Genomic DNA, 10,128 nt, shown 5'->3' on the forward strand with positions numbered 1-10,128 from the left:
CCCACCATGGACGGCCTCGACCTCATCAAAACCTTCCGCGAAGTTGCCTTCCGCCGCAGCTTCTCCCGCGCCGCCGATTCGCTCGGCATGTCCAAGGCCACGGTCAGCCGCTATGTGGCCGAGCTCGAAACGCGCAGCGGCGTGCGGCTCCTGAACCGCTCCACCCGTTCGCTGAGCCTCACCGATGCCGGGCAGGTGCTGCTGGACCGCAGCACCGAGCTGGTGGCGATGGCCGAGAACACGCTCAACGACCTGCAGGCGCACGGCTCGCACCCCAAGGGTCGCCTGCGCATGAGCGCGCCGAACGGGATGATCGCGGGTTGGCTCTCGGATGTGATGGCCGCATTCATCAACCTCTATCCCGACGTGTACGTGAGCCTGGTGTTCACCAACCGCGACATCGATCTGATCGAGGAAGGCATCGACATCCACCTGACGGGTGGGCGCATCGACGACATGAACCTGATCGTGCGCCGGCTGGTGCAGTACGACATGGTGGTGTGCGCCTCGCCGGCCTATTGGGCGCGGCGCGGCATTCCGCAGGTGCCCGAGGACGTGGGCCGTCACGACATCCTGAGCTATGCGTCGATGCCGACCACGCACCTGCCCTTCGAGACCGAGGGCAGGCCGCACGAGGTGGCGGTTCACAGCCGCATGGAGGCCAACGACGCGATGGCGCTCATCGAGCTGGCGCTGCGCGGCGTGGGTGTGGCCTATGTGCCGGAGCCGCTGGCGCAATCGCACCTGGAGCGCGGGGCGCTGGTGCCGGTGCTGCGCGAGCACATGCCGCGCGACCACTGGCTGTATGCGGCCTATTCGCAGCGCCGCCACAACAGCGCGGCGATGCGGGCGATGCTCGACTTCCTGGAGAAGTCGATGGAGCCGCTGGGCGACCCGCCCACGATGCCGGCATCGCCACCGGCGTCACCGGTCTCGCCCCCGGTTACATGCGCCCTTTCCAGGGCACGAGACGTCGCTCGAGCCACCGCATCAGCAGGTCGAACAGATACGCCACCACGCCAATGACGATGATGCCCATGATGACGATGTCGGTGCGCAAAAAGTTCGACGCGTTCAGCACCATCTGACCCAGGCCCATGTTGGCCGCGACCATCTCGGCGGCCACCAGCGTGGTCCAGCCGAAGCCGATGGCGATGCGCATGCCCACGAGGATGTCGGGCAGCGCCGAGGGCAGGATGACGTGGCGGATCACCTGCATGTAGCTCGCGCCCATGGAGTACGCGGCGTTGATCTGCTCCTGTGAGGCGCTCCGCATGCCAGAGCGCGCGGCGAGGGCCAGCGGTGCGAAGCAGCTCAAAAAGATCAGCAGCACCTTGGGCAGCTCGTCGATGCCGAACCAGATGATGATGAGCGGCAAATACGCGAGCGGCGGCAGCGGCCGATAGAACTCCAGCGGCGGATCGAAGATGCCGCGCCAGAAGCGGCTCATGCCCATCGCAATGCCGACCGGAATGGCGGTGGCGCACGCAAGGAAGAACGCCGAGAACACGCGGAACATGCTCGCGAGGAAGTGCTGCCACAGCGGCTTGTCGTTGGCCTGGCCCGTGAGGTATTCGTAGAACTGCTGGAACACGGCCTGCGGCGTCGGCAAGAAGAGCGGCTTGACCCAGCCCATGTTCGTGACGACGAACCACAGCGCGACCAGCGTCACCACGGTGACCACGCTGATGACGACGCTGGAGCCCTCGCCCGGCACCTTGAAGGCGCTGGTCTTGAGCTTGGCGCCCGGCGCGGGCGGCGGCGATGCGGCGGGTTTCGAAGGCGGCGTCATGGCAACAACAGCAGCAGCGTTGGGCGATGCGATGGTGACCTCAGGCATGGGCGGCCTCGCGATGGTGAATGATCGACAAGACCTCTTCGCGCATGCGGATGAATTCGGGCTCCGACTTCACCTTGCGCGAATCGCCGTGCGAGAGGTACTGGCGCGAGAACGGCACGTTGTCGTAGACGTGCGAAATGCGCCCCGGGCTCGGGCTCATCACGATGAGGCGCGTCGCGAGAAAGAGCGCCTCTTCCACCGAGTGCGTGATGAAGAACACCATCTTGTTCGACTTGGACCAGGCCTTGAGCAATATCTCCTGCACCTGCTCGCGCGTGAACGCATCGAGCGCGCCCATGGGCTCGTCCATCAGCAGCACGGCCGGGTCGCTGGCCAGCGCGCGCGCAATGCCCACGCGCTGCTGCATGCCGCCCGAGAGTTCGTACACCGCGCGGTCCGCGTACTGCTGCAGGCCGACGAGCGCGAGCTTGTCTTCGGCGATGCGGTCGCGTTCGGCCTTGCCCGTGCCGGCCAGGCGCAGGCCGAGTGCCACGTTGTCGCGCACGTTGAGCCAGGGCATGAGCGCGTGCTTCTGGAACACCACGCCGCGGTCCGCACCGGGGCCGACGACGGGTTTGCCATCCAGAAGAATCTCGCCGGTCGATGGCGGCAGGAAGCCCGCGATGCTGTTGAGCAGCGTCGTCTTGCCGCAGCCCGAAGCACCGAGCGCAACGACGAAATCGCCGTCGTGCATCGTGAGGTTGACGGGCGCCAGCGCCTGCAGCGTGCCGCCCTTGACGGCGTAGTTGACCGTGAGGTCGCGGATGTCGAGCGTGGGCATCGGATGTGCGCCCCGCTCTTACTTGCCCATCGCCTTGTCGACGTACACGGTGGTCACATAGGCGCCGTAGTCGGGTTTGACTTCCTGCACGCGGCCCTGCTCTTTCAGGAAAGCCGCCGTGCCCGCCATCGCCTTGGCCGCACCACCACCCAGCCACGTGGGCGAGACCTGCTCGGCCATGGTCGGGAAGGTGTAGAGCGACATGGCCGCGCCCACGTCCTTCGGGTCGGCTTTGGTCCACTTGGCCATCGCCTTGGTCTGCGGCGAATCGGGCGTCCAGCTCTTGCCGGTGGCCTTGTATTCCTCGTTGGCGCGGTTCAGGGCTTTGACGAACGCGATCATGAAAGGCTCGTTGGCCGCGGCCCACTTGGCGTTGACGACGATGCCCTCGAAGGTCGGCGCGCCGCGCTTGCCGATGCTGCCCGAGGTGGCGATGGTCTTGCCCGTGCCCTTGATCTTGGAGAGCACCGGGTCCCAGATGAAGGTGGCGTCGATGTCGCCGCGCTCCCATGCGGCGGCGATCTCGGGCGGGCGCATGTTCATCACGTTGACGCTCTTCGGGTCGACGCCGTCCATCTTCATGCCGGCCATGAGCTGGTAATGCGCGGTCGAGACGAAGGGCGTGGCCACTTTCTTGCCCGCGAGGTCCTTCATGCTGTTGATGCCCGACGCGTTGCGGGCAATGAGCGCTTCGGCGTTGGCGATGTCCGCCGAGATCCAGAAGAGCTTGATGTCCTGGCCCTGGCTGGCTGCCGCGGTGAGCGGGCTGGAGCCGGTCTCGCCCATCTGCACGTCGCCTGAAGCCATCGCGCGGATGACGTCGCCACCGCCGGAGAACATGCGCCAGTTGATCTTGTAGCCGGTGGCCTTTTCGACCTCGCCGGATTCCATGACCAGGCGCAGGGGGACCAGCATGTCCTGGTGGGCGAAGGTGACCTCCTTGGCTTGCTGTGCGGAGGAGATGCCGCAGAGCGTGAGGGTGGCGGCCAGGATGGCGAGTTGGAGGGGGAGACGGCGGGACGTGGTCATCGGGTTTCTCCAATTGAGTGATCGGAGCGACTTTGCACTTAACGCGTGCGGCCAGGAAGTACCAGCGAGGTTGGGGGGATGGAGCCAGCTTGTCCGTGAATACCCTTGTTGTGGTGCATATGGCACTCAGACGGGGCGTTCTTGCTGCCCCCGCGGCGCTGGCTGGGCTTTGAGTTACTTGCTTTCTTTTGCTTTCCGAGGCCGGGTCTCGCCCCGGCAGGCGACCTACTTTTCTTTGCTTCGCCAAAGAAAGGTAGGCAAAAGAAAGGCGACCCTGCTGTCTGCGACCCTCCGCTTCGCTGCGGGCAACCTGCGGTGCTCACGTTTCGCGGGGTCTCGCCCAAACTCGCTTCGCTCAAACAAGGGCGAGCCCTGATCCGCGAAACGCTCCGCTCCTCGGCGCATACAGAAGGGCTTGGGGGACCAACGCGCCATCGCTGCGCTCGGCCAGCTCTCGGGCCTTCGCTTTGCTCGGCTTGAGTTGGTTTTCTCTGCGGCGACGAGCTTTTGCTCCCACTGAGTCCGGATTGGCCCCCTCCCCTTCCGGGGGAGGGTTGGGGTGGGGGCATGCGGCACTTGATGAGGCGCTGCCGTGTAGCGAGCGCCATCGTGCCCCCATCCCAGCCTTCCCCCGGAAGGGGAAGGAGCAATGCATCAGGCCCGGTGTCGCATGTCTTGTCTTTCTCCCTCCCCTCCCGGGGGAGGGCCGGGGTGGGGGCACGGTGGCCGAGCGAAGCAATGGCCCGATTGCCAAGCCGAGCGAAGCAATGGCCCGTTCGGTATCCAAGCCCCTCTGGCTGCGCCGAGGAGCGCAGCGTTTCGCGGATCAGGGCTCGCAGCTGTTTGAGCCGAAGGCGAGTTCTGCGAGACCCCGCGAACCGCGAGCACCGCAGGTTGCCCCGTAGCGAAGCGCAGGGGTCGCAGACAGTGGGGTCGCCTTTTCTTTGCTTACGTTCTTTTGGCGAAGCAAAAGAAAGTAAGTCGCCCGCCGGGGCGAGACCCGGCCTCGGAAAGAAAACTAGATCAATGCGTACGAAACCCAGCGGTTCTCTTCTCGCCGCGCGCCAAAGCCAGCTCCTCAACCGCCATCCCTAGCGCACGGATACCAGCCGGAATTTGTGAAGCCGCAATGGACGAAAGCCGTAGCCGAAAGAACGGACATGGATACGGCGGCCGTGCAAAGAACACATCACCAGCCTCAATAAGCACCCCATGGCTCCGAGCCATGAGAGACAGCTCCGTCGCATCCACCCAGGTAGGCGCCTGAACCCAGATCGAAGCCCCCCCAGAAGGCAGCCGGAACTCAAAATCCGGCAAATGATCCCGCAGCGCCTGCGCCGCCATCGCCAGCCGCTCCTGCATCGCATGGTTCACCCGCCGCGCATGCGACTCGTGATGCCCCAGCGAAAGAAACAGCGCATACGCGTGCTGCAAAAACGCACTCGGATGCCGAACCATCGCATGCCGAATAACGCGCAGTTCCTTGATCAACGCCCGAGGCGCCACGATGAACCCCAGCCGCAAAGCAGGCGACAAGCTCTTCGACACCGAGCCCACGTAAATCACCCGCCCCGTCTTGTCGAGACTCTTCAACGCAGGCATCGGCGCACCTTCGTACAGGTTCTCCGCCTCGTAGTCATCCTCGATGATCACGAAGTCCTGCAGCTCGGCCTTGCGCAGCAGCCACTGCCGTCTTTCCAGGCTCAGCGTCGCAGTCGTAGGGCTCTGGTGCGAGGGCGTGACGAACAGGTAGTCGGCCGCGGGCAGCGCATCGACCACGAGCCCGTCTTCATCGACATCGACCTCCACCCACTTGGGCTGCCGCAGCGAAAAGCTGTTGCGCGCATGCGGGTGGCCCGGCTCCTCCAGCCCCACGCGCGTCTGCTCGTCGAACAGCGCCTCGGCCAGAAGGTAGTACGCGTGCTGCGCACCCATGGTCACGAGGATCTCTTCCTTCAGCGCGAACACGCCGCGCTTGGGCAACAAGCGCGTGCGGATCTGCTCGATGAGGTCGGGCACATCGTCGGTTTCGAAATCGGGCGTCCAGTGCGGCAACTGCGATCGGGCCAGGCTGCGCGCGCAGCATTCGCGAAAGTCTTCGGTCGGAAATAACTGCGGGTCGTAGTTGCCGTAGACGAAGGGGTACGGGTAGTCGCGCCACCTGTCCGGCTTGGAGAGCGTGGGCTTGTCGACCAGCGAGCGCAGCACGCGGCCCGACCAGTCGGGCGGCTGGCTCGCCTGCCCGCTGCGGCCGACCAGCGGTTCGGCATGCACCGCAGTGAGCGGCCGTGCGTTGTGCGCCACAAACACGCCGCTGCGCGGGCGCGCTTCCAGAAAGCCTTCATCGATCAGTTGCAGGTACGCCGAGGTGACGGTGTTTCGGCTCAGCCCGAGCAGCGCCGCCAGTTCGCGCGACGAAGGAAGCGGCGCGCCGGGCGCGAGGTGCTCTTCGAGGATCGCCTGCACCACGGCGGTTCGCAAACGCGCCTGCAGCGGCAGCGCCGGTTGGTCGGGCAGCGCAAAAAGCTGCGCCCACTGGGTGGATCGCGGGTTCGGAGGCATGGTGCGCCGCAGTTTAGGACAGGCACCCCCTTCGTGGTGCCCTGGCAATGCCCGATGGCGCTCTGGCTCGGTCGAATCACCCCATCTGGCCCTATCGCGCCGCCACCCGGCTGCCTACGCTTGTGCCATTCATTTCCGCTCCGGAGTTCCGTTTGACCGCCCAACCCTCTTCATCTTCTTCCTCAGTGACCACCGACACCCTCGCCGCCTTCAGCGACGCCTGGAACCGCCACGACATCGACGCGCTGATGAGCTTCATGACACCGGACTGCATCTTCCAGACGGCCGCCGGACCCGACGCCTGCGGCGCCCGCCACGTGGGCACGGAAGCGGTGCGCAAGGCCTTCGCTGGCGCCTGGCAGGCGGTGCCCGATGCGCAGTGGGTCAACGGCCAGCACTTCGTGCACGGCGACTTCGGCACCTCGCAATGGACCTTCACCGGCACCGCCGCCGACGGCAGCCGCATCGAGACGGACGGCATCGACGTCTTCACCTTCAGGGACGGAAAGATCCATCTGAAGAACGTGTTCCGCAAGGCCCGGCCGAACCTGCCCGCGGCGAAGTAGCTGGGCGGCAACGACCTGCCTTCCTCACCTGGAGCCCTCTCATGACCATCGCAGCAGGGACCACCCGATTCACCAGTGACGCCAGCGCCGCGACCATCGACGGCGCCGCCCCCATGCAACCACCGCAAGACCCGTTCCGCCCCTACGACCCGCAATACGACCCGCTGCTTGCGCCCGACCCTGGCGCCGGCCGCGCGTACGCGCCCACCTGGTGGGTGGCGAGCGCGGGCACGCCGCCCGAAGACGATGGGCCCTTGCTGAACGACATCGACGTGGACGTGGCCATCATCGGCTCGGGCGCCACGGGCATGGCGACGGCGCTGTACCTCGCGGAGGAACACGGCATCAAGGCCACGGTGCTCGAAGCCAACCAGGCCGCGTGGGGCTGCTCCAGCCGCAGCGGCGGACAGGGCCAGAACGCGAGCGGGCGGCTGAAGCGCTCGCAGTGGATCGAGCGCTGGGGCCTGGACACCGCGAAGAAGCTCGATGCCGAGATCCGCAAGGGCTTCGAGAATTTCCGCCACCTCACGACGCAGATCGATTGCGATGCCTTCGATGGCGGCCATCTCTATCTTGCGCACCGGCCCGAGAAGCTGGTCGGCCTGGAAGCCGAGGCCCGCCTGATGCGCGAGACCTTCGGCTACGCGACCCGCATGATGGGCACCGAGGAACTGCGGCGCGACTACTGCGACGAGCGCGAGGCCAAGGGCGCGATGTTCGAGGCCGAGGGCGTGGGCATCCATCCGCTCAAATTCACCTTCGGGCTGATGCGCCGCGCGCGTGCGCTGGGCGTGACGGTGCACACATCGAGCCCTGTGCAGGGCTGGCACACCATCGACGGCGTGCACCACCTCCGCACCCCCGCCGGCACGGTGCGCGCGCGCCGCGTGGCGGTGTGCACCGGCGGCTACACGGGGCAGGCGCTGAGCCCGATGCTGAAGAACCGGATCATGCCGATCCTCTCGAACTCGGTGGTGACGCGGCCGCTCTCCGATGCGGAGCTGGCCGCGACCAACTTCAAGTCGCACACCTTTTTGACCGACACGCGCACGCTGCGCTTTTATTACCGGCTGCTCAAGGGCAACCGGCTGCAGATCGGCAGCCGCAGCGCGGTGAGCGGCGCCGATGCCGAAGACCCGGTGCACCTGAAGCTGCTGACCGACGCGATCGCGCGCAAGTTTCCGCCGCTCACCGACATCCGCATCGACTACTCGTGGTGGGGCTGGGTCGACATGAGCCACGACATGATGCCGCGCATCACGCAGCCCGATGCGGCCAAGAAGATCTGGTACGCGGTGGGCTACGGCGGCAACGGCGTGTCGTTCTCGACATGGGCGGGCAAGCGGTTGGCCGAGCGCATGGCGGGCAAGGACGCGGGCAAGGACGTGTTCGAGCTCCCGATCTACCACTCGCCGCTGCCGTTTCCGAACGTGATGGGGCTGGTGGAGTCGCGCGCGTTCGCGCCGTTCCGGCGCATCGGGCAGCGCGCGCTCTACAAGTGGTATTGGCTGCGGGACGAGAAGTAGACAAGCAAGCAACAAGGAGCGCCGAGCCGCGCACCGCCCGCGCGCATTCACCGAAGTGGCGCATGCCGCTGGTGCACAACGGGGCAAACCCGTGGCTTCTGGCCCTGCGAGTCGCGCGCAATTGGCTCTTCGCCCCCACGCAGCCAGCGCCTATCTTCGACGGCAAGGCCGAAGCGGCCGAAGCCTGTTGCCTGTGTCGAACTTCCTGAGGTCCTGCCATGTCCCTTCCCCGTTTCACGCGCCGTGCCACCCTGCTCTCGGCCGCCTCGGTGGCCGCGAGCACGCTGCTCCCGCTGCCCGCATCGGCCGCCGACGAACCCAGGCGCGGCGGCACGCTGGTGATCGGCAGCACGCAGACGCCGCGGCACCTGAACGGCGCGGTGCAGTCGGGCATTGCGACGGCGATGCCTTCCACGCAGATCTTCGCGAGCCCGCTGCGCTTCGACGACAAGTGGAACCCGCAGCCGTACCTGGCCGAATCGTGGAAGCTCGCCGACGACGGCAAGTCGCTCACGCTCAAGCTGCGCAAGGACGCGGTGTTCCATGACGGCAAGCCGGTCACCTCGGCCGACGTGGCGTTCTCGGTGATGGCCATCAAGGCGAACCATCCGTTCACCACCATGCTCGGCCCGGTCGAGAAGGTGGAGACGCCCGATGCGCAGACGGCCATCATCCGCATGAGCGTGCCGCACCCGGCCATCGTGCTGGCGATGTCGCCGGCGCTGTGCCCCATTCTTCCCAAGCACATCTACGGCGACGGGCAGGACCTGAAGAACCATCCGCGCAACACGACCGACGTGGTGGGCTCGGGCCCGTTCCGCGTGACTGAGTTCAAGCCGGCGCAGCGCATCGTGCTGGAGCGCTTCGACAAGTTCTTCCTGTCCGGCAAGCCCTACCTGGACAAGGTGATCGTCAACGTCACGCCCGACATGGCGAGCCTCATGCTGGGCCTGGAGCGCGGCGACATCCAGATGCTGCCCTTTGCCACGCTGCCCACCGACCTGCGCCGCATGGCGACCGACCCGAAGGTGTCGATCACGCCCAAGGGCTACGACGGCATCGGCGCGCTCAACTGGCTGGCCTTCAACACGGCGAAGAAGCCGCTCTCTGACGTGCAGGTGCGCAAGGCCATCGCCACGGCCATCGACAAGAACTTCATCGCCAAGGCGCTCATGGGTGGCTTCGCGACCGTGTCCGACGGCCCGCTGGTGGCCGCGAGCCCCTTCGCGGTGAACGACCTGGTGCGCTATCCGCTGGACCTGAAGAAGGCCGCCGAGATGCTCGATGCGGCGGGCTACAAGGCCGGCGCGAACGGCGAGCGCTTCAAGCTCACCATCGACTACCTGCCGGGCGCGGACGACCAGCAGAAGAACGTGGCCGAATACATCCGCGGCCAGCTCAAGAAGGTGGGCATCACGGTGGAGGTGCGCGCCTCGGCCGACTTTCCGGCGTGGGCCAAGCGCCTGGCCTCGCACGACTTCGACATGTCGATGGACCTGGTGTTCAACTGGGGCGACCCGATCATCGGCGTGCACCGCACGTACCTGTCGACCAACATCAAGCCGATCGTGTGGACCAACACGCAGTCGTATGCCAACCCGAAGGTGGACGAGCTGCTCAACACCGCGGGCGGGCTGATCGATGCGACCCAGCGCAAGGCCTACTACGCGACCTTCCAGAAGATCGTGACCGACGACCTGCCGATCGAGTTCATCAACCAGGTGCCCTACCACACCATCGCGAGCAAGAAGCTGGGCAACGTGCCCGCCACCATCTGGGGGCCGCTCTCGCCGATGGACGAGGTCTACTTCAAGTAAGGCGGGC

The 10,128-nt window shown here is 66.2% G+C and carries 8 protein-coding genes; 4 read left to right on the forward strand and 4 right to left on the reverse strand.

What is annotated here, in order from left to right:
* Nucleotides 1-6: 6 nt before the first annotated feature.
* Nucleotides 7-1,026 (forward strand): LysR family transcriptional regulator, encoded by a 1,020-nt coding sequence (locus tag QF040_RS15490; RefSeq protein ID WP_307598220.1) that lies wholly within the window; start codon nt 7-9, stop codon nt 1,024-1,026.
* Here QF040_RS15490 and QF040_RS15495 read toward each other — a convergent pair.
* The 4 genes from QF040_RS15495 to QF040_RS15510 form a co-directional block, all read right to left on the reverse strand.
* Nucleotides 944-1,840 (reverse strand): ABC transporter permease subunit, encoded by an 897-nt coding sequence (locus QF040_RS15495; RefSeq protein ID WP_429611781.1) that lies wholly within the window; start codon nt 1,838-1,840, stop codon nt 944-946. The two genes, QF040_RS15490 and QF040_RS15495, sit on opposite strands and share 83 nt — an antisense overlap.
* A complete protein-coding gene (locus QF040_RS15500) occupies nt 1,833-2,621 on the reverse strand; it encodes a taurine ABC transporter ATP-binding protein (protein ID WP_013542810.1) in 789 nt (262 codons plus the stop codon). Before QF040_RS15500 ends, QF040_RS15495 begins: the two co-directional genes overlap by 8 nt.
* Nucleotides 2,622-2,639: 18 nt before the next feature.
* Nucleotides 2,640-3,650 (reverse strand): taurine ABC transporter substrate-binding protein, encoded by a 1,011-nt coding sequence (gene tauA / locus QF040_RS15505; protein ID WP_306883249.1) that lies wholly within the window; start codon nt 3,648-3,650, stop codon nt 2,640-2,642.
* 1,023 nt (nt 3,651-4,673) lie between these two features.
* Entirely contained in the window at nt 4,674-6,212 is a 1,539-nt protein-coding gene (locus tag QF040_RS15510; protein WP_429611782.1) for a PLP-dependent aminotransferase family protein, read from the reverse strand.
* 152 nt (nt 6,213-6,364) lie between these two features.
* Here QF040_RS15510 and QF040_RS15515 point away from each other — a divergent pair, with 152 nt between their 5' ends.
* The 3 genes from QF040_RS15515 to QF040_RS15525 all read left to right on the forward strand — a co-directional run bounded on the left by QF040_RS15515 (nt 6,365) and on the right by QF040_RS15525 (nt 10,121).
* Nucleotides 6,365-6,778: a nuclear transport factor 2 family protein gene (locus QF040_RS15515; RefSeq protein ID WP_307606271.1), complete on the forward strand. Its 414-nt coding sequence runs from the start codon at nt 6,365-6,367 to the stop codon at nt 6,776-6,778.
* Between the two features lie 113 nt (nt 6,779-6,891).
* Entirely contained in the window at nt 6,892-8,304 is a 1,413-nt protein-coding gene (locus QF040_RS15520; protein WP_429614657.1) for an NAD(P)/FAD-dependent oxidoreductase, read from the forward strand.
* A gap of 218 nt (nt 8,305-8,522) precedes the next feature.
* Nucleotides 8,523-10,121, forward strand: coding sequence for an ABC transporter substrate-binding protein (locus QF040_RS15525; RefSeq protein WP_429611783.1), 1,599 nt, complete (start codon nt 8,523-8,525; stop codon nt 10,119-10,121).
* The last annotated feature ends 7 nt before the right edge of the window (nt 10,122-10,128 follow it).

It is taken from the genome of Variovorax sp. W2I14, from assembly GCF_050435205.1.
Classification (GTDB): Bacteria; Pseudomonadota; Gammaproteobacteria; order Burkholderiales; family Burkholderiaceae_C; genus Variovorax; species Variovorax paradoxus_C.